The organism is Haemophilus sp. oral taxon 036, assembly GCF_002998595.1.
GTDB lineage: Bacteria > Pseudomonadota > Gammaproteobacteria > Enterobacterales > Pasteurellaceae > Haemophilus > Haemophilus haemolyticus_K.
Map to the genome: position 1 here is coordinate 1,644,347 of NZ_CP027235.1, position 23,351 is coordinate 1,667,697.

Sequence of the window (23,351 nt, forward strand, 5' to 3'; positions counted from 1 at the left end):
TTCCTGATGTGATATTAAGTATATTTATAGTAACTTGAAATAGAAAAGTGAAATCTGATCTTTGTCAAAATTTGTTATTTTTAAATCCACCACACCGGCAATGCTACCAAATCTTCTGCCAACCATAATTTTTGCGGATATTGATTAATAATCACGCCGTTCCCTATTTGGATTTCATCGGGCGGGAGATTATCTTTCAAAATACCAAAAGCTTTTGTCATTTTCTTGTTGGGGCTGGCAGTAGTCTTAATTTCGATAGGGTAGAGTGTGCGATTATGTTCAATCAAAAGATCGATTTCTTTTTGATTGGTGTCACGATAAAAATAAATGGGTGGCTCAATGCCGTTATTGTAGAAAGATTTAATGACTTCACTTACTACAAAAGTCTCAAAAAATTGACCGCTCTTTGCCCCTTGTTGAATAGTTTCCGGTGTCAACCATTTAGTTAACCAAGCCATTAACCCCGTATCCATCATATAAACTTTCGGAGTTTTGATTGCACGTTTTAGATGATTGTTGTGATACGGCTGAAGCAGATAAATAATGCCTGATGTTTCGAGAATTGTCGTCCAGCGTTTAATGGTATCAACGGAAACACCAACTTCTTGTGCAACATTGCTGTAATTTAGTAATTCACCACTTCGTGCGGCGATAGCGATCATAAATCGCGTGAAATCAGTGATGTTGGTGATACTGGTGAGTGCGCGTACGTCTCGTTCAATATAGGTGGAAACATAGGATGCATAATAAATATCCCATCTGATTTCTTGTTGATATAGGCGTGGCATATAGCCTTGGTGGATAATTTGCCAAATATTTTTTACAGGTTTAATAAGTCTTTCGCGCGTGTTGAGATAATCCATATTGGGCAGAAAAGGCGAATAAAACACCACTTCTTGAATTTCACGCAGAGAAAATCCTTGTAATTTTAATACTGCAATACGACCCGCTAAGGTTTCGGTAACATTTTGCATCAGCTGAAAAGCTTGTGAGCCGGAGAGCAAAAAGAGCCCATTGATTTTTTGTTTATCAATGGCAAGTTTTAAACTGGAAAATAATTCAGGCGCATATTGTACTTCATCAAGGATTAATTTGCCTTGATGATTGAGCATAAATAAGGTGGGGTCATTACGTGCTTGATCGAGCAAGATAGGATCATCAAAGGTAATATATTGATGTTCTTTGCTGATATGCTGTAATAACGTGGATTTTCCTACTTGGCGTGGACCAGTAATGAGAATTGCTGGAAATTGTTTTATCAAAGTTTGCAATAAAGGTTGTATTTGACGTGAATAAAAATCTGACATGATAAAAATTAAGTTTAATTTAAGATTTCATAGTAAATTAAACTAAAAAATAGATAAAAAGTAAAGATAAAATGAGTTTAATTTAATATTATGTCGTAAATTAAACTTAAAATTGCCGCGCTTTCATATTTAAGTATCGACCTAAATGAAACATTATCAACAGCATTTTAACATTCCATTAATAATTATAACGTTAATTAATTCAATTGCTTACAATCATAACCTATGGAAATAAGAGCCAATCTCAATAATTATTTTACTCATTAAAAAATCGGAAAAATTTATGATCTCAGTCAATAAAACAATCGTTTTACTCTAGTCTGGGTAACTCTGAAGGAGTATCCTTATTTCCAGAGTGGTTATTGGACATTTGGGTGTAATGCCCTCCACTTACTTTCTGTTTCTATCTATTATAATTTGGGGGAAAATATGAACCGTTTTGTTATAGGTGATCCGAAAGATTGCATTGGATGCAATACCTGTATGGCTGCTTGCAGCGAAGTACACAAAGCTTTTGGATTACAATCCTTTCCGCGGTTACAAGTAATGCGCAACGACGATATTACTGTGCCGATCTTATGTCGTCATTGTGATGATTCACCTTGTGCTACAGTATGTCCTGTGCACGCGATAAAGCATGATAATGATACCATTCAACTCAATGAAAGTTTATGCATTGGCTGTAAACTTTGTGCTATCGCTTGTCCATTTGGGGCGATTACACAGCATGGTAGCGCACCATTAGATGCACCAAACCATTATGACAGTTTTTCTTTCACTGATGCGGTAAAACGTGATATTCGCACTGCACCAAATAATACCGATGTTCACAATATGCTTGCATGGGAACCAGGTGTAAAAGCTATCGCAGTGAAATGCGACCTTTGCTATTTCCGTGAAGAAGGTCCTGCTTGTATGCAAACTTGCCCAACCAAAACTTTATTCTTAATTAGTGATGAGAGTATCGAACAAGCAAATCGCAAAAAACGCGAAATGGCAATGATGGGTTCTCCTGTTGTGCCAAGATAAAAGTTTATTGTTTGTTTACTCGTTAATCAATGGAGTGAAATTATGAGTTCTTCAATCAGTTTACTCATCACGTCCTTGTTGATTTATGTCGTTGGTGCGTTTATTTCTCTCGCTGTGCGAAAAAATGAACAACTTTCAATCAATATATCCGGCGTGACCGGTGTACTTGGTGGCTTGTTAGGCATTGTTGCCTGCATTCCCGTGCTTATCAGCAACGATACGGTCGTTGATGTGTTTTCAGCCCCTTTCGACTTCGCCCAATTTTCAATCCGCATTGACGGATTAGCTGCGTTTATGGTGTGTGTAATTTCTTTAATGATTATTATCACCGCACTTTATTCCTTTTCCTATGTGAAAGAATACATTGGTAAAGGCGCTGGCACGATGGGCTTCTTTATGAATTTGTTTATCGCCTCAATGGTTGCTTTAGTCACCAGCGATAACGCTTTCTACTTTTTAGTGTTCTTTGAAATGATGTCTTTGGCATCTTACTTCTTAGTACTAACCGAACAAGATGACAACGCAACCAATGCGGGCTTGTTGTATTTCTTCATTGCTCACGCTGGTTCTGTGTTGATTATGATCGCTTTCTTTATTTTCTACTGCTACGCAGGTAGCTTTGAATTTGAAGCCTTCCGCCACACCGAGCTTTCAATGCCTTTAGCCTTTACAGTATTTATCTTGGCATTTCTTGGTTTTGGTGCAAAAGCAGGGATGATTCCGTTACATAGCTGGTTACCAAAAGCTCACCCAGCTGCGCCTTCTCATGCTTCTGCAATGATGTCTGGTGTGATGGTTAAAATCGGTATCTTTGGGATTATCAAAGTTGGTATTGATCTACTTGGTGCACACAATATGTGGTTTGGTGTGATTGTGCTTGCTTTTGGCGCAGTTTCTTCTGTGCTTGGCGTACTTTATGCCTTAGCAGAACATGACATCAAAAAACTTTTGGCGTATCACACCGTAGAAAACATCGGCATTATTATGATGGGTGTAGGTGTCGGTATGATTGGTATGGCAATCCATAATCCTGTACTTGCTATTGTCGGTTTGCTTGGCGGTTTATATCACTTACTTAACCATGCGGTATTCAAAGGCTTATTGTTCTTGGGTGCTGGTTCTGTGATGTACCGTTTACATTCAAAAGATATGGATTTAATGGGCGGACTTGGCAAATTAATGCCATTTACTGCTTTCTGTTTCTTGATTGGTACCATGGCAATTTCTGCATTACCACCATTTAACGGTTTTGTGAGTGAATGGTTTACTTATCAATCTTTATTCAGCCTAAGCCAACACAATGATGTGGTATTACGTATCGCTGGCCCTGTTGCAATCATTATGCTTGCCTTAACAGGTGCGCTTGCCGCACTTTGTTTCGTGAAAGTGTATGGTATTAGCTTTGGTGGTGCACCACGCAGCGAAAAAGCAGCACATGCACGCGAAGTGCCGAAACCAATGGTGATTGCAATGGCAATCTTGGCATTATTCTGCGTACTTTTAGGTGTTGGTGCTTCTGTCGTGACACCAATTATTGCCAATATTGCAACCGCACTTTCTCATAATGACATGCTGAATCTAGCGGAAAATGGCGTAGTGGTAGCAAGCAATACACCGAATACGGCGCTTTCTACACCAATGGTGAGCATTATGTTGATTGCATTCTTTGTGTTGCCGTTTATGTATTACGCTTACACCAAAGGTAATCGTATGGCAGATCGTGCAAAAGGCAATCCTTGGGCTTGTGGTTATGCTTACGAAATGGATATGGCAGCCTCTGCGGGTAGTTTTACTCGTCCGCTTCGTATTATCTTCAAACCACTTTATACCTTGCGTCAAGTGCTTGATCCTGCGCCTGCTGGTGCAAAAGGTATCAATGCATTAATTTCAGGTGCGACCAAAACAGAACCATTCTGGGAAGAAAAAGTAACAATGCCGATTGCGCATTTTATTCCATGGTTAGGTCGTAAAATTCAATGGCTACAACAAGGCGACTTCCGCGTTTATTGCGTGTATTTCGTGATTGCCTTGGTTGTGTTATTACTTTCCATTGCGTTGATGTAGGAGGAAATTATGATTTCATTACCTTCAGAAATTTCCACTTCCGCTGGAATGTTCCTTTTAGCCATTGTGCAAGCGTTAATTCTTCTTGCTTTGGCACCGCTCTTTTCAGGCATTTCACGGATGATTCGGGCTCGTATTCAATCTCGTCGTGGCCCGGGCTTGTTACAAGATTATCGCGACATTGCTAAATTAATGACGCGTCAAAATATTTGGCCAGATAATGCGGGTTGGGTATCTCGTGTTATGCCTTATGTGTTAATTAGCACAGTCATGGTGGTTGCGATGAGTTTACCCATGTTTACTCATCACTCACCGTTTGGGGCAGGCAGTGATTTAATCACCGTTATTTATTTGTTCGCGTTGTTCCGCTTTTTCTTCTCAATTGCAGGTTTGGATTCCAACAGTACGTTCTCAAGTTTAGGTGCAAGCCGTGAAGTGACATTAGGCGTACTTGTTGAACCAATCTTAATGTTGGCATTCATTGTGATTGCTTTAATTGCAGGTTCTACAAATTTTGCAGTTATTAGCACCGCACTTTCTAGCCAACCTTGGCAATATCCTGTTGCAACAGTCATTGCCTTAGTGGCCGCTGCTTTTGCGATCTTTATTGAAATGGGCAAAATTCCATTTGACTTGGCTGAAGCAGAACAAGAACTTCAAGAAGGCCCACTTACTGAATATTCAGGCCCTTCTTTCGCCTTATTGAAAGTTGGTTTGAGTTTAAAATCAATGGTGGTTGCCTCTATCTTTGTGAGCGTGCTTTTCCCATTCGGTGCAGCACAAGAGTTCACAGTAAGTGCGGTCATTTTAGGTATCGTTTCTTTCTTTGTGAAATTACTCGTGGTATTTATCGCCGCATGTGTGTTTGAAAACACATTGGCACGTACCCGCTTTATGCTAACAGGACGTTTAACTGTGGTCGGTTTCGGCATTTCAGTGTTGGCGTTTGTGTTTTACTTCACAGGATTGTAAGGAGGAAATATGGAACGTTTAGCACTAATTACAATCATTTTGCCATTTGTCGGTGCGTTTATTGTGGGATTGAACAAACAATCTTTCCCAAAAATTGCCACAATTTTTGCCGCACTTGCTACCCTTGGCACACTTGCTGTGGCAGGGCAGTGGTATGCAAATGGCGCACAATCTGTTACCTATGATTTAGTCAAATTTGGTGATACCGCCATCTTCGGCGTGACCTTAGATGCAGTGAGCACATTAATTGCCTTTGCCGTTGTGGGGTTAGGTTTCTTAATTTGCTTATATTCTTGTGGTTATTTAACCGATAAAAACCGTGAACATCCGCATAACGGATTACCTCGTTTTTATGCTTTCTTATTGATCTTCATCGGTGCAATGGCTGGCTTGGTGTATTCATCAACTTTAGCGGGCCAGTTGCTTTTCTTTGAAATCACAGGGGGATGTTCTTGGGCATTAATCAGCTATTATCAAAGCCAAAAAGCAATGGCGGCAGCGATGAAAGCGTTGATTATTACTCACGTAGGTTCATTAGGTTTATATCTTGCTGCGGCTTATTTATTTAGCCAATCTGGCACATTCTCTATCACGGCGTTAGAACATCTTGCGCCAGAAGCGAAAACCATCGTGTTATTTGGCGTGATGTTTGCTGCATGGGGTAAATCAGCACAACTTCCAATGCAAATTTGGTTACCAAATGCGATGGAAGCGCCAACACCGGTCAGCGCGTATTTGCACGCAGCATCAATGGTAAAAGTGGGCGTCTATATTTTCGCTCGTTCAGTGATGTCAGCTGGCGAAATTCCGCACATTGTGGGTGAAGTGGGAATTGTGATGGCAATGATTACATTGATTTATGGTTTCTTAATGTACTTGCCACAAGCGGATTTAAAACGCTTACTTGCGTATTCAACTATTACTCAACTTTCTTACATTTTCATCGGGCTTTCTCTTGCAGCATTAGGTTCTAAATTAGCTTTTGTTGCAGCGATTGCTTATATCTTTAACCACGCCTTTGCGAAAAGCCTATTCTTCTTGGTTGCGGGTTCATTGAGCTATGCCACAGGTACACGTTCAATGCCTCGTTTACAAGGGATTATGCGCACTATGCCTGTTGTTGGTACTGGATTTGGTATTGCTGCATTGGCTATTGCTGGTGTGCCACCGTTTAACGGTTTCTTCAGCAAATTCCCATTATTTGCCGCTGGTTTCGACCTTGGACAAGAATATTCATGGGTAACTTGGTTAATGGTGATTGCGTTGATTGAATCTACGGCAACATTTGTTTGGTTGCTTTATAAATTTGGTCAATGCGTTATCGGTAAACCATCTGAAGACGTGCAAAATGCGCAACCATTGCCATTCTCTATGACATTTGTTTTAGTAATTTTAATGGTGATGTCTGTGTGTTCTAGCTTTATCGCTGCCTATTGGTTAGGCCTTGCGGGTTAAGGAGAGAATTATGTTAATGATCAATGTATTAGCGAGTTTACTCATCATTACATCGCTTTGTGTCATTATGGCAAAAACCGCAAAAAAATCTGCGTTGTGCTATGGCTTACAGTCTCTTGTATTGGTGGTGTTATTCGTTTATTTGGCATTTGAAATGCAAGCTCACGAACTTTATATGTGGTCCATTAGTGCATTCATCACGAAAGTATTATTAGTGCCAGGAATTTTAATCTTTTCTTTACGAAAAATTGACGAAAGTCAAACTCCTGCAGGAATGAATGTCGCTTGGTTGATCCCGATCACATCTATCATCGTTTGCTTATGTTACTTTGTTGTCATTCCAGTGAACTTACCGTTAGTTGAACATTTAAAACCAGCGTTGTCAGTATCACTTAGCCACTTCCTTTTAGGTTTAGTGTGTATTGTGAGCCAACGCAATATTGTGAAACAAGTTTTCGGTTATTGTTTAATGGAAAACGGTGCGCATTTGACTTTGGCTTTACTTGCCAACAATGCGCCAGAATTAGTTGAAATCGGCATTGCCACCGATGCGATTTTTGCGGTCATCATTATGGTGGTGTTGGTGAATAAAATTTACCGCACTTTCAACACTGTTGATGCCAAACAACTTATGAGTTTGAAGGGGTAACGCTATGTATGAACAATGGATAATTGCGTTATTAGTCGCACCTTTAGTCATCGCTTTTGAAAGCTTTGCACTACGCGGAACAAAAAATCGGACAGTTTGTACCGCATTCCATATTACCGGGTTAATTTTGATGTTGTTCTTTTCCGTACAGGTCATTTCTGGCGTGTTGGAAAAAGGCAGTATCAGTGTATTTAACAACTGGGTGTATGTTGATAGTCTTTCTGCCATTTTCTTAGGCTTAATTGCTGTCGTGGGTTCGCTTGCTGGGGTGTATTCTATCGGTTATATGAACACAGAATTGGAAGAAGGGCATATTGATTTTAAAACCTATGCTCATTACCACGGTTTCTTACACTTGTTCTTCTTTACGATGATTGTGTCAGTTATCACCAATAACTTAATTTTAATGTGGGTTGCCATTGAAGCGACAACATTAAGCTCTGCGTTTTTGGTCGGTACTTACAAACAAAAAACATCCCTTGAAGCCGCGTGGAAATACATCATCATCTGTTCTGTGGGCGTAGCTTTTGGTTTATATGGCACACTTTTAACCTTTGCTAATGCAAATGGTGTGCTTGCCGATCCAAGCCAAGCGATTTTCTGGTCAGCCGTGAATCAACAAGCCACAGGTTTAAACCCAATGTTGATGTATATCGCATTCGCTTTCGTATTGATTGGTTTCGGCACGAAGTGCGGTCTATTTCCAATGCATACTTGGTTATCAGACGCACACAGTGAAGCCCCAAGCCCAGTGAGTGCAATTTTATCAGCGGTGTTATTAAACTGTGCAATGCTTGTGGTGTTGCGTTACTACACATTAGTTTCAAAAGCGGTTGGCGCAGAATTTCCACAAACTTTAATGTTGATCTTTGGTTTACTTTCAGTGCTTGTAGCAGCGTTATTTATCATCGTGCAATTTGATATTAAACGTATGCTTGCTTACTCAAGTATCGAAAATATGGGCTTAATCAGCTTTGCTTTCGGTCTTGGTGGCCCAATTGGGGTATTTGCAGGTTTACTTCACACTATCAACCACAGTCTTGCGAAAACCTTATTATTCTGTGCATCGGGTAATATTCTATTGAAATATAAAACCCGTGATATGAATCAAGTGCGTGGATTATGGCGTGTTGCACCAGTGAGTGCGGTGCTTTTCGCAGGTGGTGCGTTGGCATTGGGCGGTATCCCTCCATTTAACGTATTTGTGAGTGAATTTAGTGTTGTGGTCGCAGGGATTACAGCGGGTAAAACTTGGTTAGTTATTTTATGCTTAATTTTACTTACTATCGTGCTTGCAGGACTTGCCTTGATGTTATTAAAAACAGTGCTTGGCAAACAACCTGATAACGTGGAAGCAGGCGAAGTCAGTAAAGTCTCTTTGGCGGCAATGGCCATACTATTGTTGTTAATGTTTGTAATGGGTATCCATATTGCAGAGCCAATCTTGCAGTTACTAAAAAGTGCGGTAGGAATTGTGCTTGGATCTGAACATGTGTCCTTTGGCGATATGCTAGTTTTACCTTGGCAAAGTTTAGCGAAATGATCGACAATTGGGGGAAAAAATGGAATTAACTAAAAATACATCGGTCGATCCGGTAAAAATGCTCGGCAAAAATTATATTGAAGCCGTTAATGCAAAATTTCCGAATACCATTTTAGATGAGGAGTGGTCTACACCAAATCAAGTGACTTTAACGGTGAAAACGAATATGTTACCTGATGTGGTGGAATATCTTTACTATCAACATGAAGGCTGGTTGCCATTAGTTTTTGGTAACGATGAACGCTCAATTCATGGTCATTATGCTGTTTATTACGTGCTTTCTATGGAAGGTGTCGTCAAAACTTTTGTGACGATTAAAGCACTCGTGGATCCTGTCACACTGGAATTTCCTTCCGTGACGCCGAAAGTCAAAGCTGCGGTGTGGGGCGAACGTGAATTATTTGATATGTACGGTTTAAAAGCCGTCGGTCTTCCCGATCAACGTCGTTTAGTGTTACCAGATGACTGGCCAGATGATCTTTACCCATTACGTAAAGATTCGATGGACTACCGTTTGCGTCCCGATCCAACTACGGCAACGGAAACCTATGAGTTTATTAACGAAAAAGGCGAAGCTCGTATTGTGCCTATCGGCCCTCTCCATATTACATCAGATGAACCGGGACACTTCCGTTTATTTGTCGATGGGGAAGATATTATTGATGCGGACTACCGTTTATTCTATGTACACCGTGGTATGGAAAAATTGGCAGAAACCCGAATGGATTACGATCAAGTCAATTTCTTGGCTGACCGTGTGTGCGGTATCTGCGGTTTTACCCATAGTGTTGCTTATGCTAACTCAGTCGAAAATGCGTTAGGCATTCAAATTCCTGAACGGGCACAATGGATTCGTGCAATTTTGTTGGAAGTTGAACGCTTGCACAGTCATTTATTGAACTTAGGTTTATCTAGCCACTTTACCGGTTTTGATACAGGCTTTATGCAATTCTTCCGTGTTCGTGAAAAATCAATGACACTTGCAGAAGTACTTACTGGTGCACGTAAAACCTATGGTATCAACTTAATCGGTGGTGTACGCCGTGATATGTTGAAACACCAACGTGAACAATGCATTAAGCTTATTGCAGAAATGCGTGAAGAGCTTAAAACTTTGGTAGATATTTTACTCAATACGCCAAATATGGAACAACGTACTGTGGGCGTAGGAGTGCTTGATCGTCAAGTTGCGCGTGATTTCAGCCCGGTCGGACCGATGATTCGAGGTTCCGGCTTCGCACGTGATGTGCGTAAAATTCACCCCTTCTCTGGCTATGGCGATGTACCATTCAATATGTTCACCGAACAAGGTGGCGATGTGATTTCTCGTGTGAAAGTGCGGGTAAATGAAGTATTTGAATCCATGAATATCATTGATTATATGGTGGATAACTTACCTACTGGTGCGATTATCACGGAAGGTTTCAATTACACTCCAGGACGTTTTGCCTTAGGTATCACGGAAGCACCGCGTGGTGAAGACATTCACTGGTCAATGCTTGGCGATAACCAAAAATTATATCGCTGGCGTTGTCGTGCAGCAACTTATGCAAACTGGCCAACTTTACGTTATATGTTGCGTGGCAATACAGTATCAGATGCTCCGCTTATCATTGGTAGCCTTGACCCTTGCTATTCTTGTACTGACCGTGTGACCGTGGTGGATGTACGTAAACGCAAAGCACAAACGGTTTCTTACAAAGAAATCGAACGCTACGGCATTGAACGTAAAAATTCACCATTAAAATAGGGGGCGCACAATGTTTAAATTACTTAAAACCGTATTAAATGCGGGGGATGTTACCACTAAATATCCGTTTAAACCCTATGAAGTTGATCCTGATTTCCGTGGTAAACCGGAACTGAACTCTGATCAATGTATTGTTTGTGCAGCCTGTACGATGGCTTGTCCTGCTAATGCGCTTACTATGCGTACCGATCCAGAAACAGGCGAACGTACTTGGTCATTATTTTTAGGCCGCTGCATTTTCTGTGGCCGTTGTGAAGAAGTTTGCCCGACAAAAGCGATTCGTTTAAGCCAAGATTTTGAATTATCAGTCAGCAATAAACAGGATCTTTATCAAGAAACAACCTTCACTACAACGATTTGTCATCAATGTGGTCAACCTTTTGTTTCTCATAAAGAACTCAATTATGCCGTGGATTTATTCAAACAAACGTTGGATAACGATGAACTGGTAAAACATAAATTAGCGGTGCTCAACACTTGCCCAACCTGTAAACGCCAAAACAGTTTGGAAAAAACCGCCGATATGGAATCCAATATGCGCGTGAAATTGGCGTTATTTGATCACGTTAGGGAGATTGCAAGATGAACACACAAATCCCAATGCCCGTGAATGGTATTTCAACGCCATTTAGTGTGGATGAAAACATTGCGAAAATGAAACAAACTTTGTTGAAAAATATTCAACGTTCCGCTTATGTTTACCGTGTTGACTGTGGTGGTTGTAATGGTTGTGAAATTGAAATTTTTAGTACTATTACACCAACATTTGACGCAGAACGTTTTGGGATTAAGGTTGTTGCATCACCTCGCCATGCGGATATTTTATTATTTACTGGTGCGGTAACTCGTGCAATGCGTACACCAGCAATGCGTGCTTATCAAGCTGCACCTGATCCAAAAATCTGTATTTCTTATGGAGCGTGCGGTTGTGGTGGCGGTATTTTCCATGACTTGTACTGCGTGTGGGGCGGTAGCGATCAAATTGTGCCAATTGATGTGTATATTCCAGGTTGTCCTCCAACTCCAGCCGCGACTATTTATGGTTTTGCAATGGCACTTGGTTTACTTGATCAAAAACTCAAAGGTAAACAAGAAATTGCCGATCCTAATGCTGAGGCTAAATTACGTTTCCCAAATATTCCATTAGATTTACGCGTGGAATTAGAACGTGAAGCACGTCGTTTAGCGGGCTATCGACAAGGTGGAGACATTGCTAATCAATTTATGAGTATGATGTCTGAAAAAGATCAGGTTCCATTTGGCGTTCGCCTTGGCGAATTTTTGGAACGTGAAGCGGATCCTCGTTTGAGTGAAATCGTAAACCGATTACATGCAATTAGTATGCCGTTTTCGGGATAGTCTAACGATTGCTAAATAAACTAATAGCTCCGTTTTGATTTCTGCCAAATCTCCCCTTACCCCTCTTTGCTAAAGAGGGGAATAATAGCGGTCGATTTCAATATAGTTTTCTGCATTAACAACAGAAAATTAAAATGAGAGAGAAGTACTTTATTGCTAAAGAAGAATTCCCTCTTTAGCCAAGAGAGGAATAAGAGCAGTCGATTTCAATCTAGTTTTCTGCACTAACAATAGAAAATTAAAATGAGAGAGAAGATACTTTCTTACTAAAGAAGAACTCCCTCTTTAGCAAAGAGGGGAATAAGAGCAGTCAATTTCAATCTAGTTTTCTGTATTAACAACAGAAAATTAAAATGAGAGAGAAAATACTTTATTGCTAAAGAAGGATCCCTCTTTAGCAAAGAGAGGAATAAGAGCGGTCGATTTCAATCTAGTTTTCTGCGTTAATAACAGAAAATTAAAATCAGAGAGAAGTTCTTTATTGCTAAAGAAGAATTCCTCTTTAGCAAAGAGAGGAATAAGAGCAGTCAATTTCAATCTAGTTTTCTGCGTTAACAACAGAAAATTAAAATGAGAGAAAAGATTTTATTGCTAAAGAAGAATCCTCCTCTTTAGCAAAGAGGGGTAAGGGGAGATTTGGCAGTATTGATTAGCGAAGAAATTACTTTACAAGTTTTATAGGACGTACTATGACAACCCAAGTTTTTTTCTATTTACTCAATGAGCGTTTTGTTGAAAACGATGAGCAAGTCCCAGAGCAAGCCAAGCAAGTAATGTATTATTCGCTTGCGATTGGTCACCACGTTGGTGTAATTGACTGCTTTAAAAAATTACTAATTTGTGATTATGCAGATTATCAACGTTTTGTAGATACCTTCCCTGAAGGGGATGCAAAACGTAAGTTTGCGGGCTTAATGAAATTTGGAGAAATTGTGATTGATTCGAGTCATGTGAATTTATTGGCTAAGGCACTTGATGAAAATAGAGCCAATTTTTCGCCTGAACATCAAAAATGGGTCGATATTTTAATGGACACGCTTGCTTCCATCCAGCGTGAACCTGTGATGTATATTATGGTGAAACGCCGTGATGAATGAAAATGTAATTCTAACTGTTGGTAACACAATGATGGGCGATGATGGGGCTGGTCCTTATCTTGCTCAGCTTTGTAGTGAAAATCCGTTGACAAATTGGACCACACTTGATGGTGGTTCAGCACCGGAAAATTTTGTGCATCAGATCCGTGCCATGAAACCAAAGCGTTTAATTATCTTTGATGCAACAGAAATGGAACTGCCCGTTGGCAAAATTCGTATTATCGACAAAGAACTCATTGCAGAAATGTTCTTTGTCAGCACGCATAATTTGCCACTTAATTTTTTAATCGAGCAATTAGAGGAAGATATTCCTGAGGTTATTTTTATTGGTATCCAGCCTGATCTTGTTTCCTTTGGTTTTCCGATGAGTGAAGCTGTAAAAAGTGCGGTAGAATTTTTCTATGGATTTCTAAAAGAGGATGGTTCGTTAAACGAAATTGCAAGATTATAAAGTATATCTCAACAAAAGTGGGAATTTCACAAACATTGTTGAAATTCCCACAATTCTTAAAGATCATTGTCTAGCATTTTAATTTAATTAAACATAGCTGAAATTGACTCTTCATTGCTAATACGACGGATAGCTTCAGCAAGCATTGCAGACAGAGTGAGTACGCGTACGCGACCTAATGCTTTGATTTCCTCAGAAAGTGGGATTGTATCTGTTACAACGATTTCATCGATAGCGCCACTAGCTAAATTTTTCGCTGCAGCACCAGAGAATACAGCATGAGTCGCATAAGCAAATACGCGTTTTGCACCACGTTCTTTTAATGCTTCAGCTGCTTTGCAAAGTGTACCGCCTGTATCGATCATATCATCGACAAGAATACAATCACGACCTGCTACATCACCGATAATATGCATTACTTGTGCTACGTTTGCACGAGGGCGACGTTTGTCAATAATAGCCATATCAGTATCATTTAATAATTTGGCTACTGCACGAGCGCGAACAACACCACCAATATCTGGAGAAACAACAATTGGATTTTCAAGATCAGATTTTTTCAAAATATCGTGAATTAAAACTGGAGAACCAAACACATTGTCTACTGGTACATCAAAGAAGCCTTGGATTTGCTCTGCGTGTAGGTCGCAGGTTAATAAGCGGTCAATACCAACAGTTGAAAGTAAATCTGCCACAACTTTAGCGGTAATAGGTACACGTGCTGATCGTACGCGGCGATCTTGTCGAGCATAACCAAAGTAGGGAACAACAGCCGTGATACGACCTGCAGATGCACGACGTAATGCATCCACCATCACAATTAATTCCATTAGGTTATCATTGGTTGGAGCACAGGTTGATTGTATAATGAATACATCTGCACCACGCACATTTTCATTGATTTGAACTTGGATTTCACCATCACTGAAACGGCCAACAGTGGCATCGCCTAGTGAAATATATAAACGTTCAGAAATGTGTTTTGCAAGTTCTGGTGTTGCATTACCCGCGAAGAGTTTAATGTCAGGCATTTTATAAAACCTCAGGTTTAGATTGTCGATGAGTATGAATTGGTGATAGCTGCTTCAACATTGCGTGCAAGGGAGAAACATTGAGTCCTTTAGCGATAAAGCCAAAAAATTCTTCTGGTTTTTGTCTAAATACCGCTTGTGCCTCTGCTTCATGATCAAATTCAGCAAAAACACATGCTCCCGTTCCTGTTAATCTTGCCGGCGCATATTGTAGCAACCAGTTTAGCGCTTTTTCAACGTTTGAATAATGATTTATCACAACTTTTTCGCAATCGTTTACATAAGGCTCGCTCAAAAGTTGTTCTAGGAATTTTTTCGGTGTATTACGTGGTAAATTTGGATCTTGAAATATGACAGCCGTCGATATTGAATCATTGGGTTTTAATACAACAAACCATTTTTCAGCAGGTTCACAATAAGTGATTTTTTCCCCGACACCTTCAGCAAAAGCAGCGTGCCCATGTACAAATATTGGCACATCAGCGCCTAGTGTTAATCCTAATTTTGCTAGTTCATCAATAGATAAATTAGCTTGCCATAAATAATTTAAAGCGACCAATGTGGTTGCTGCATTGGATGAACCACCACCGACACCGCCTCCCATTGGAAGAATTTTATCTAAATGAATATTTGCACCAAATTGAATATTGGCTTTTTCTTGTAAAAGTTTTGCAGCTCGATAAATCAGATTATCTTCCGTTTTTAGATTTGGAATTTCTGGCGTTAAAAGAATTTGATTATCTTCTTCACGGATACTCATTTCTAACCAATCGCCGAAATCTAAAAATTGGAAAAGTGTTTGTAATTCATGATAGCCGTTCGGCAATTTTCCGTTGATATAAAGAAATAAATTCAGTTTGGCTGGGCTAGGGAAGCGCAATGGCTTCCCATTTGATTGCGTTGTATTTTGAGAAAGTGCGGTAGAAAATTGATGTGATTTCATTAATGTATTCATTAGTAAATCCACTCATCTACGCGAATCTTTAGAGTTTGTTTCGTGCTGTCATTTTTTAGTAGAATATTTTCAGGCATCGAATTATTTGAGTGATAAGTTAGATAATCTGCTGTCCATTGAGAACCATCCACATGATAAGTAAATGCGCCAAGTAAATGGTTGGTACCGACTTGATAATCTGCATTTATTGCAGGTTGACCTTTTAACCAATAAGCTAAATGCTCTAATGGCACATCCATGCCAATGATCTCTTGTAATAGTAGTTTAGCATTGGCTGCAGATTGTTGATTGCCGTTGTTATCGGAAATTGTCATTCCACTTTGATGCATTTGAATCCAAAGAGTAGATTTACTGATTAAAGAATAGAGTTTAAGCGTATAAGATTTTGGATTTTGGTATTGCCATTCAAAGCGGCTAGAAAAACGTTCTGTAGGACTGATATAACCAATTTGTCCTTTAGCTTGATAGGATTGAATTTTTTGAATCTTTTGTAAATGCTGTTGCCATGTGGCGTCGGTTTTATCGATATATTGCACGTTAACTGGACGTTCAGCATCCATTGTACAGGCTGTAAGTATGCTGGTTACAAAAAGTGCGGTGAGAAATTTAAACGTTTTCATATTATTCATCAAGTTAATAAGCTCGCGTATTTTAAGGATTTAGTTGAATTGAGTAAAGTTACTTTTATTTGTTAATTTTTGGGGTAATTTGCTTTTGTTTGTTTAATCGCTAAGATTCTTCGTTTTGTCAATTCATTTCTGATTTCTTGTTTCTCAAATCCATCTGCAATAATTTGCTGTACATCTACTTCATTTGCCGCTTGTAATAATTGATTGATGTAATTTATTTGTGGATAGTCTTTATTTTCAAAACCGGTTCTACCTCGAGTATCAGCTAGACATACTTGTAGAAATTCTTGAAAGCGTTGTGGTTTTCTCCACACATCAAAACGATTAAACAGCGTTATGACGGTTTCAGCTCGAAGTTCAAAGGCTTTGTGAATATGCGAGTGAAATTCACAAGTCAGTTCTGCAAGTTCTTGAAAATAACTTGGGACCTTCAAGCGTTTGCATAATGTTCTAGTCGGTTTTATACCAGCTTGCTCATGTCCATAATGATGAGGAAGAATATTTTGAGGCGTAAGAGCCTTGCCAAGATCATGGCAAATTGCGGCAAAACGGACCGCACTTTTGTTTAGATTATGGTTATTTTCAGTCAAATTAACCGCTTGTTTTAATACCAACATGGTATGAATAAAACTATCTACTTCTAGATGATGTTTTACTGGATTTGGCACGCCATAAAGGGCATCGATTTCAGAAAATAAACCTTTTAATGCGCCTGTTTTATGTAAGGTTTCAAAATAAATTTCAGGATTTTTTTCGTTTAAGGCTTTTTCTGTTTCTAGCCAAACTCGCTCGGCGGTGAGATGTTGTAATTCTCCCGATTGGGCAAGTTCTGCCATTAGGGATAGCGTTTCCGATGCGATTTTAAAACCGAGTGAATGATAACGGGCTGCAAAGCGTGCCACACGCAGTACACGTAAAGGATCTTCTGAAAAAGCGGGAGAAATATGGCGTAAAATTCGATTTTCTAAATCTTGTTTTCCGCCATAAGGATCGATAATTTCACCGTCTTCGCTTTGAGCCATGGCGTTAATAGTGAGATCTCGTCGAATTAAATCTTGTTCTAATGTAGTTGTTGGGGAGAAATCACAAATAAAGCCCGTGTAACCTGCGCTAGATTTACGTTCTGTTCGGGCAAGTGCATATTCTTCTTTTGTTTTAGGATTGAGAAAAACCGGAAAATCTTTGCCTACTTGTTGATAACCGAGAGAGAGTAGTGTAGAGGGGATTGCGCCTACCACAATCCAATCACGATCTTTTACCGGTAAACCCAATAATTGATCGCGAACAGCCCCACCAACTAAATAAACTTTCATTCGTGATTATGCCCAGCCATCGCGACGGCGACGTTTTGGTAAAACATAAGGAATAAGTAAGCCGAAGAGTAAGCCTACGCCCAATACTGAACCGCCATAAATAAACCATTGGATAGCAATTTCTCGTTTACCTGCATCAAGCATCGCTTCTAAATCACGATTTTTATTTTTGGTCATTTCAAGTTCACGTTTCAATTGTGAATTTTGTTCTAAAAGATCTGCACTTTGTTGCTCAGCTTGTTTGGTTCGACGTTGCATTTCGACGGTACGTTGTTGCCAATCGCCATCTAAACGACTAAGTTTTAAAGTTAATTCTTGGACTTGAGCTTTTAATTTTGGATTTTCTTCTTTACTACTTGGCGTGTTGCTTAAGTCTGAATTTAAAATCCAAGCTTCACGATTTTTATTGTCGCGAATGAGTGTGTATTTGCCTTGGCGATCTAACACATTCACTGCTTCGCCCGCTTGAATTGAACCTGCAATTTTAAATTGTTCACCAGCACCGCGGCGTAAGAACGTACTGAGATTTTCAGTAACATATTGTGTTTCTGCATGGGCAGTTGCAATACCTGTACCAAGTAAGGCACAAGATAAAAGTGTATTGTAGATTTTTTTCATGCTTTCTCCTTAAAAATAAAAACAACAAAAGTGCGGCTGAATAAACCGCACTTTTTGTTGCAATAAATTAATTAAATACCGCACGCAGTAAATAGAAGATAATAATTGCGAAGAATGCGCCGGCTGGTAAAGTGATTATCCAAGAACTAATGATGTTTCGGATAACCGTTAAATTGAGTGCCGCGATACCGCGAGCAAAACCGATACCTAAAATTGCCCCAACAAGTGTTTGTGTTGTTGAGATAGGCAAGCCTGTACCGGATGCAACTACAACCGTCATCGCAGTAGCAAATTGAGCGGCAAAGCCACGGCTTGGCGTTAAATCGGTGATCCCAGATCCAACAGTCGCCATCACTTTTTGTCCCATAGTAATTAAGCCTACAGCAATACCTAATGCACCTAGTGGTAAAATCCACCAAGTTAAGGCTCCGCCTGAAATAATTTTACCGCCTTGTTCAACGATAGATACAACTGCTGAAAGTGGGCCAATTGCATTAGCTACATCATTCGAACCGTGAGCGAAAGCCATCGCACAGGCGGTTAATAACATTAAAATGCTGAAAACTTTTTCTACCGCACCAAAAGTACCTTTGCTTGCAGATTGAGTGAATGTTTTGCTTTTAAAGTAGAAATGGCAAAACAGCATGCCTACAAGGCTAATGACAAGTGAAATGACTAAAGTTTCTTTATTGGAAAGATTTAAACCAACATGTTTTAAACCTTTTGTCATGGTTACGATACACAGCACAAATACGGTTATCCCCATGTAATAAGGACCATATTTTTGTGCATTTTTCAGTGGATGTTCGGTATCAAAAATAAGTTTTTGAGTACTTGCAAAGATTGCATAGGCGAGAATACCTGCAATGACAGGCGTGATGAACCAGCTACCAACAATGCTGCCAATATTTGACCAATCTACTGCGCCAGGGCCAATCGTAATGCACGCAAATCCAATAATTGCACCGATGATAGTGTGAGTACCTGAAACCGGCCAGCCCATTTTCGTTGCGATAAATAACCAAGCGCCAGATGCAAATAAAGCAGAAAGCATACCCAGTGCCAAAATATCTGGCGTATCAACAAATTGCATTGGATCGATTACGCCGCTTTTAATCGTTTCTGTTACTTCACCACCGGCTAGATATGCGCCAGCGGATTCAAAAATTAACGCGATAATAATTGCTTGTTTGGCTGTTACAGTACCAGATCCTACGGATGTACCCATTGAGTTTGAGACATCATTGGCTCCAATACCGAAAGCCATAAAAAAGCCGAAGGCTGCTGTAATCCACACCAACCATGAACCATATTGACTAATAACTTCCATAGTTAATTTCCTATGTTTTGTTGATTATGAACGCGCCAGCATTAATTCAATGCGTGAGCCAACACGTTGTGCTTGGTCAGCCAGCACGCCAACCCATTCAATAATTTTATATAAGAACATCACATCAATTGGATTATAACGGCTTTCGATGGTGTAAAGCATTTTACGCAATTTGATCTGCATTTGGTCGGTATCATCTTCAATTGCATCGAGTTCTTGAATCATATCGTTAACTAATTTTAGTTCACGGCCTTTAAAACCGGTTTCTAAAAGTTGATCCATTTCTTCGATTACTCGATGAGCTTGATGAATGGCATCTAAACTACGTTTTACGTAATGTAAGAATTCTTCCTGCATTTCTTCAGGAATACCAAATTGACGCCCAATCATACGGCCTGCAATATCTTTAGCAAAATTTGCTAATTTATCTTGTTGCGTAACTAATTCTAAGAGATCAGTACGATCGATAGGTAAGAATAAACCACGTGGCAATTTCAAACGAATTTCACGTTTCAAGCTATCCGCTTCACGTTCACGCAGAGAGATTTCTAAGCGTTTTTCTTCCGCTTTTTCCCAATCCTTTGAGAAGGTGGTTTCAAAAAAAGGAATTAAAAGATCGCTACATTCAGTGACTTTTTCCGAATGCTTTTGCAATGGTTTTAAAGGCGAATGGGCAAATAATCCGAGAATATTATTCATTGCCATAAGTGATTTACTCCATAAGGGGTTAAAAATTCGTGCGCATATTACCCGATTTTTATTAATAATTAAATGTATTTTAGGAGGGCATCCCTTTCCTGAAAAGGAAAAGCCGAATTTTTCATCTTTTCAATGTATCATTAATATTTCTTACAACGCGATGAGCCGTATTTACTACTGCCAGGCAAGCATTCACAGGCTTCACCATCGCGATCTCGATCCAAATGATAAGCATGGTAGTTTTCATAATAGCGTTGTGCTTCTTCTTGTGTATTAAAATCTGAACAACGAACGCCAGCATTTATAGGCAATGTGATGCTTAGAAGCATAGAAAATAGAAACAATTTTCTCATAGAGATCCTTAATTAATTAGTTATTTAAAATTAAGTCAAATTATAGCCCTTTATGTTTATTTTACGATATTTAATTTAAAGGAATATAAATCTATAAAACGCTTGATTTATCTATTTTTATCTGTATATTTGAACAGTTTTAAGTTGAAGGGAGTATAATTTTTTATGAGTAATGAAATTGAAATTAAATTAGCGGTATCTGACCAAGCGTTTAATGAATTACAAGAACATTTAAAAAACTTTACTTGTTTAGTGCATAAAAAACAGTTTCTGATCAATACTTATTATGATTATCCTGATCATTTCCTTGCTAAACAAAAGATGGGATTACGTATTCGTCAAGAAGATCAAGAACTTACATTAACGCTTAAAACTAACGGCGAAGTTATTGGTGGATTGCATAGTCGTCCAGAATATAATTTACCATTAACCGAAAAAGAAACGCCAACCAATGACCAATTAAGAGAACTTTATCCTTTTGAACAATTACCTAGTTCTACACTACAACCTATTTTCTCCACAGATTTTAACCGCACTTTTTGGTTAGTTGAATTTCAACAATCCAAAATTGAAGTGGCGTTCGATCAAGGCAAAATTATTGCAGGCGAATCTGAGCAGCCTATTTGTGAAATTGAGTTTGAATTGAAATCTGGCAATGTGCAGGATCTTTTTGATTTTGTAGAAACTTTGCCTTTCGAAAGAGATATTTATTTTAGTAGTGCAAGTAAAGCGAAGCGTGGTTATTTGCTGGGGTCAAAACAATTTTTAACAGATTGGTTAAATAAATGGCGTGATTTCTTAAAAGAAGAACGAGAAGAAAGTGCGGTAGATTTTTGTGTAAAATTTAATTCCGTGTTGAAAATGGAACAGAAACTTTTGGAAGAAACCTTATCCTTTTCTTCCGCACTTTTTAGCCAAGATTTTATGAAAACAGTGGAGCGAGTGGGAGCATTTTTTAATCTTTATCATTATTATGATGAAAATGGAAAAATCCTAGAAACGGTGGCAACAGAAAAACAAAAAGAAACGCTCTTACCTGCTTTGTTAGAAAGCAATCAGAAAATTTTTGCTGAAATCCGTGATTTGATTCGTTTTCATAGTGAAACGAAAGACAATGAAAAAACTATTGAAAAATTGACCGCACTTTTGAAAAGTCGAGTTTATTTTGAGCGAATGATCAAATTAATGAGATTTTCAGCGTAATGCGAATCAACCGTGCAAATGGGTAAGCTATACTTCTAGGCATTATGTACGCTTGCCCTGAACAATATAATGATATTTAGCCGTAGGTATATGAATACTCGGTTAAAGGATGAGAAGGATAAAAAATGGCTAAAGCCCCGAAAACAGCTTATGTATGTAACGATTGTGGTGCGGAGTTTTCTCGTTGGCAAGGGCAATGTTCGGCTTGTAAAGCGTGGAATACAATCACGGAAGTGCGGTTAATTTCCACGGCTAAATCCAAAAATGATCGTTTTAGCGGCTACGCAGGTGAAACTCAGGCAAAAATTCAAACGCTCTCTGAAATTAGTTTGCAAGAAACTCCTCGTTTTTCCAGTGGCTTTAATGAATTAGATCGCGTACTGGGTGGCGGGATCGTACCGGGCAGTGCGATTTTAATTGGTGGGCATCCTGGTGCAGGGAAAAGTACCTTGTTATTACAAGTCATGTGTGGTTTAGCGAAAAACATGACCGCACTTTATGTGACGGGAGAGGAATCATTACAACAGGTTGCGATGCGTGCAAGTCGATTGGGATTGCCAAACGATCAATTAAAAATGTTGTCAGAAACCTCTGTGGAACAGATTTGTAATTTAGCGGATCAATTAAAACCGCAAATTATAGTAGTGGATTCGATCCAAGTAATGCATTTGGCAGATATTCAATCCTCGCCGGGAAGTGTAGCTCAAGTGCGTGAATGTGCTTCTTTCCTCACTCGTTATGCGAAAACCCGCCAAGTCGCCATTATTATGGTGGGACATGTAACGAAAGACGGAACCCTTGCTGGGCCGAAAGTGTTAGAACATGCGATTGACTGTTCATTACTATTAGAAGGCGAAGCCGATTCTCGCTATCGTACTTTGCGTAGCCATAAAAACCGTTTTGGTGCGGTGAATGAATTAGGCGTATTTGGTATGACCGAGCAAGGTTTGCGAGAAGTAAAAAATCCATCTGCGATCTTTTTAAGTCGAGGGGATGAGATTACATCAGGCAGTTCCGTTATGGTACTTTGGGAAGGCACTCGCCCTCTTTTAGTTGAAATTCAAGCCTTAGTGGATCATTCAATGCTAGCGAATCCTCGTCGTGTTGCGGTGGGATTAGAGCAAAATCGCTTAGCACTATTATTGGCGGTGTTACATCGACATGGTGGCTTACAAATGGCTGATCAAGATGTTTTTGTCAATGTCGTGGGTGGTGTAAAAGTGAGTGAAACAAGTGCGGATTTGGCTTTGTTGTTGGCGTTAATTTCTAGTTTCCGTAATCGCCCTTTGCCACAAGATTTAGTGATCTTTGGTGAAGTTGGATTAGCGGGAGAAATTCGCCCTGTGCCAAGTGGGCAAGAGCGTATTAGTGAAGCGGCAAAGCATGGCTTTAAACGTGCGATTGTTCCTTTTGGTAACAAGCCGAAAAGTGCGGTCGAAAATATGCAAGTTTTTACGGTGAAGAAACTTTCCGATGCGTTAGCCGTGTTGGATAATTTCTAAATACTTCCATTAGAGATAATTAATAGCCTCAATGGAAATGAA

At 39.4% G+C, this 23,351-nt stretch carries 22 protein-coding genes; 13 read left to right on the forward strand and 9 right to left on the reverse strand.

Annotation, left to right across the window (positions count from 1 at the left end):
• Positions 1 to 80 precede the first annotated feature (80 nt).
• Entirely contained in the window at positions 81 to 1,307 is a 1,227-nt protein-coding gene (locus C3V42_RS07900) for an ATP-binding protein (protein ID WP_106014200.1), read from the reverse strand.
• Positions 1,308 to 1,736: 429 nt separating this feature from the next.
• On the opposite strand from C3V42_RS07900, the gene C3V42_RS07905 reads away from it, so the two are divergent.
• From C3V42_RS07905 to hycI, 11 genes are all read left to right on the forward strand, one after another.
• Complete coding sequence (locus C3V42_RS07905; RefSeq protein ID WP_046938549.1) at positions 1,737 to 2,336, forward strand: 4Fe-4S dicluster domain-containing protein; 600 nt, start codon at positions 1,737 to 1,739, stop codon at positions 2,334 to 2,336.
• Between the two features lie 42 nt (positions 2,337 to 2,378).
• Complete coding sequence (gene hyfB, locus C3V42_RS07910) at positions 2,379 to 4,400, forward strand: hydrogenase 4 subunit B (protein ID WP_106014201.1); 2,022 nt, start codon at positions 2,379 to 2,381, stop codon at positions 4,398 to 4,400.
• A gap of 9 nt (positions 4,401 to 4,409) precedes the next feature.
• Positions 4,410 to 5,372 (forward strand): respiratory chain complex I subunit 1 family protein, encoded by a 963-nt coding sequence (locus C3V42_RS07915; protein ID WP_005631964.1) that lies wholly within the window; start codon positions 4,410 to 4,412, stop codon positions 5,370 to 5,372.
• 9 nt (positions 5,373 to 5,381) lie between these two features.
• Positions 5,382 to 6,827: a hydrogenase 4 subunit D gene (locus C3V42_RS07920; RefSeq protein ID WP_005631962.1), complete on the forward strand. Its 1,446-nt coding sequence runs from the start codon at positions 5,382 to 5,384 to the stop codon at positions 6,825 to 6,827.
• A 10-nt stretch (positions 6,828 to 6,837) separates the two neighbouring features.
• Positions 6,838 to 7,476 carry a hydrogenase 4 membrane subunit gene (hyfE, locus tag C3V42_RS07925; protein ID WP_005626080.1) on the forward strand — a complete coding sequence of 213 codons (639 nt, stop codon included), beginning with the start codon at positions 6,838 to 6,840 and terminating at the stop codon, positions 7,474 to 7,476.
• A gap of 4 nt (positions 7,477 to 7,480) precedes the next feature.
• On the forward strand, positions 7,481 to 9,019 hold the full coding sequence (locus C3V42_RS07930; RefSeq protein WP_106014202.1) for a hydrogenase 4 subunit F: 1,539 nt from the start codon (positions 7,481 to 7,483) through the stop codon (positions 9,017 to 9,019).
• Between the two features lie 19 nt (positions 9,020 to 9,038).
• Positions 9,039 to 10,769: a hydrogenase large subunit gene (locus C3V42_RS07935; protein WP_005634689.1), complete on the forward strand. Its 1,731-nt coding sequence runs from the start codon at positions 9,039 to 9,041 to the stop codon at positions 10,767 to 10,769.
• A gap of 10 nt (positions 10,770 to 10,779) precedes the next feature.
• Complete coding sequence (locus tag C3V42_RS07940; RefSeq protein ID WP_005626087.1) at positions 10,780 to 11,355, forward strand: formate hydrogenlyase complex iron-sulfur subunit; 576 nt, start codon at positions 10,780 to 10,782, stop codon at positions 11,353 to 11,355.
• The gene (locus C3V42_RS07945; RefSeq protein WP_005626090.1) at positions 11,352 to 12,128 is read left to right on the forward strand and encodes an NADH-quinone oxidoreductase subunit B family protein; all 777 of its coding nucleotides are present in this window, start codon (positions 11,352 to 11,354) and stop codon (positions 12,126 to 12,128) included. The genes C3V42_RS07940 and C3V42_RS07945 overlap by 4 nt, the downstream gene beginning before the upstream one ends.
• 689 nt (positions 12,129 to 12,817) lie before the next feature.
• Positions 12,818 to 13,225: a formate hydrogenlyase maturation HycH family protein gene (locus tag C3V42_RS07950; RefSeq protein ID WP_005631954.1), complete on the forward strand. Its 408-nt coding sequence runs from the start codon at positions 12,818 to 12,820 to the stop codon at positions 13,223 to 13,225.
• A complete protein-coding gene (hycI, locus tag C3V42_RS07955; protein ID WP_106014203.1) occupies positions 13,218 to 13,676 on the forward strand; it encodes a hydrogenase maturation peptidase HycI in 459 nt (152 codons plus the stop codon). Before C3V42_RS07950 ends, hycI begins: the two co-directional genes overlap by 8 nt.
• Positions 13,677 to 13,759: 83 nt before the next feature.
• Here hycI and C3V42_RS07960 read toward each other — a convergent pair whose 3' ends face one another.
• The 8 genes from C3V42_RS07960 to C3V42_RS07995 all read right to left on the reverse strand — a co-directional run bounded on the left by C3V42_RS07960 (position 13,760) and on the right by C3V42_RS07995 (position 20,604).
• Positions 13,760 to 14,707, reverse strand: coding sequence for a ribose-phosphate pyrophosphokinase (locus C3V42_RS07960; protein WP_106014204.1), 948 nt, complete (start codon positions 14,705 to 14,707; stop codon positions 13,760 to 13,762).
• A 1-nt stretch (position 14,708) separates the two neighbouring features.
• A complete protein-coding gene (ispE, locus tag C3V42_RS07965; RefSeq protein ID WP_106014327.1) occupies positions 14,709 to 15,650 on the reverse strand; it encodes a 4-(cytidine 5'-diphospho)-2-C-methyl-D-erythritol kinase in 942 nt (313 codons plus the stop codon).
• An 11-nt stretch (positions 15,651 to 15,661) separates the two neighbouring features.
• Entirely contained in the window at positions 15,662 to 16,282 is a 621-nt protein-coding gene (gene lolB, locus C3V42_RS07970) for a lipoprotein insertase outer membrane protein LolB (RefSeq protein ID WP_032825167.1), read from the reverse strand.
• A gap of 71 nt (positions 16,283 to 16,353) precedes the next feature.
• Positions 16,354 to 17,604 (reverse strand): multifunctional CCA addition/repair protein, encoded by a 1,251-nt coding sequence (locus C3V42_RS07975; protein WP_106014205.1) that lies wholly within the window; start codon positions 17,602 to 17,604, stop codon positions 16,354 to 16,356.
• A gap of 6 nt (positions 17,605 to 17,610) precedes the next feature.
• Positions 17,611 to 18,222: a TIGR04211 family SH3 domain-containing protein gene (locus C3V42_RS07980; RefSeq protein WP_005641802.1), complete on the reverse strand. Its 612-nt coding sequence runs from the start codon at positions 18,220 to 18,222 to the stop codon at positions 17,611 to 17,613.
• A 67-nt stretch (positions 18,223 to 18,289) separates the two neighbouring features.
• The gene (locus C3V42_RS07985) at positions 18,290 to 19,552 is read right to left on the reverse strand and encodes an inorganic phosphate transporter (RefSeq protein WP_106014206.1); all 1,263 of its coding nucleotides are present in this window, start codon (positions 19,550 to 19,552) and stop codon (positions 18,290 to 18,292) included.
• A 24-nt stretch (positions 19,553 to 19,576) separates the two neighbouring features.
• On the reverse strand, positions 19,577 to 20,257 hold the full coding sequence (locus C3V42_RS07990; protein ID WP_106014207.1) for a TIGR00153 family protein: 681 nt from the start codon (positions 20,255 to 20,257) through the stop codon (positions 19,577 to 19,579).
• 134 nt (positions 20,258 to 20,391) lie between these two features.
• The gene (locus tag C3V42_RS07995; RefSeq protein ID WP_106014208.1) at positions 20,392 to 20,604 is read right to left on the reverse strand and encodes an excalibur calcium-binding domain-containing protein; all 213 of its coding nucleotides are present in this window, start codon (positions 20,602 to 20,604) and stop codon (positions 20,392 to 20,394) included.
• 165 nt (positions 20,605 to 20,769) lie between these two features.
• On the opposite strand from C3V42_RS07995, the gene C3V42_RS08000 reads away from it, so the two are divergent.
• Together C3V42_RS08000 and radA are read left to right on the forward strand one after the other, a co-directional pair.
• A complete protein-coding gene (locus tag C3V42_RS08000) occupies positions 20,770 to 21,807 on the forward strand; it encodes an inorganic triphosphatase (RefSeq protein WP_106014209.1) in 1,038 nt (345 codons plus the stop codon).
• Positions 21,808 to 21,932: 125 nt separating this feature from the next.
• Positions 21,933 to 23,309 carry a DNA repair protein RadA gene (gene radA / locus C3V42_RS08005; protein ID WP_005644699.1) on the forward strand — a complete coding sequence of 459 codons (1,377 nt, stop codon included), beginning with the start codon at positions 21,933 to 21,935 and terminating at the stop codon, positions 23,307 to 23,309.
• Positions 23,310 to 23,351 lie beyond the last annotated feature (42 nt).

Bases quoted from the DNA above. Each gene is read 5' to 3' on its own strand.
- C3V42_RS07975 (WP_106014205.1), bottom strand. From the start codon at position 17,604: ATGAAAGTTTATTTAGTTGGTGGGGCTGTTCGCGATCAATTATTGGGT.
- C3V42_RS07990 (WP_106014207.1), bottom strand. From the start codon at position 20,257: ATGGCAATGAATAATATTCTCGGATTATTTGCCCATTCGCCTTTAAAA.
- C3V42_RS07995 (WP_106014208.1), bottom strand. From the start codon at position 20,604: ATGAGAAAATTGTTTCTATTTTCTATGCTTCTAAGCATCACATTGCCT.
- C3V42_RS07980 (WP_005641802.1), bottom strand. From the start codon at position 18,222: ATGAAAAAAATCTACAATACACTTTTATCTTGTGCCTTACTTGGTACA.
- C3V42_RS07930 (WP_106014202.1), top strand. From the start codon at position 7,481: ATGTATGAACAATGGATAATTGCGTTATTAGTCGCACCTTTAGTCATC.
- C3V42_RS07945 (WP_005626090.1), top strand. From the start codon at position 11,352: ATGAACACACAAATCCCAATGCCCGTGAATGGTATTTCAACGCCATTT.
- C3V42_RS07940 (WP_005626087.1), top strand. From the start codon at position 10,780: ATGTTTAAATTACTTAAAACCGTATTAAATGCGGGGGATGTTACCACT.
- lolB (WP_032825167.1), bottom strand. From the start codon at position 16,282: ATGAAAACGTTTAAATTTCTCACCGCACTTTTTGTAACCAGCATACTT.
- ispE (WP_106014327.1), bottom strand. From the start codon at position 15,650: ATGAAATCACATCAATTTTCTACCGCACTTTCTCAAAATACAACGCAA.
- C3V42_RS07915 (WP_005631964.1), top strand. From the start codon at position 4,410: ATGATTTCATTACCTTCAGAAATTTCCACTTCCGCTGGAATGTTCCTT.
- hyfE (WP_005626080.1), top strand. From the start codon at position 6,838: ATGTTAATGATCAATGTATTAGCGAGTTTACTCATCATTACATCGCTT.
- C3V42_RS07900 (WP_106014200.1), bottom strand. From the start codon at position 1,307: ATGTCAGATTTTTATTCACGTCAAATACAACCTTTATTGCAAACTTTG.
- C3V42_RS08000 (WP_106014209.1), top strand. From the start codon at position 20,770: ATGAGTAATGAAATTGAAATTAAATTAGCGGTATCTGACCAAGCGTTT.
- hyfB (WP_106014201.1), top strand. From the start codon at position 2,379: ATGAGTTCTTCAATCAGTTTACTCATCACGTCCTTGTTGATTTATGTC.
- C3V42_RS07960 (WP_106014204.1), bottom strand. From the start codon at position 14,707: ATGCCTGACATTAAACTCTTCGCGGGTAATGCAACACCAGAACTTGCA.
- C3V42_RS07935 (WP_005634689.1), top strand. From the start codon at position 9,039: ATGGAATTAACTAAAAATACATCGGTCGATCCGGTAAAAATGCTCGGC.
- C3V42_RS07905 (WP_046938549.1), top strand. From the start codon at position 1,737: ATGAACCGTTTTGTTATAGGTGATCCGAAAGATTGCATTGGATGCAAT.
- C3V42_RS07950 (WP_005631954.1), top strand. From the start codon at position 12,818: ATGACAACCCAAGTTTTTTTCTATTTACTCAATGAGCGTTTTGTTGAA.
- hycI (WP_106014203.1), top strand. From the start codon at position 13,218: ATGAATGAAAATGTAATTCTAACTGTTGGTAACACAATGATGGGCGAT.
- radA (WP_005644699.1), top strand. From the start codon at position 21,933: ATGGCTAAAGCCCCGAAAACAGCTTATGTATGTAACGATTGTGGTGCG.
- C3V42_RS07920 (WP_005631962.1), top strand. From the start codon at position 5,382: ATGGAACGTTTAGCACTAATTACAATCATTTTGCCATTTGTCGGTGCG.
- C3V42_RS07985 (WP_106014206.1), bottom strand. From the start codon at position 19,552: ATGGAAGTTATTAGTCAATATGGTTCATGGTTGGTGTGGATTACAGCA.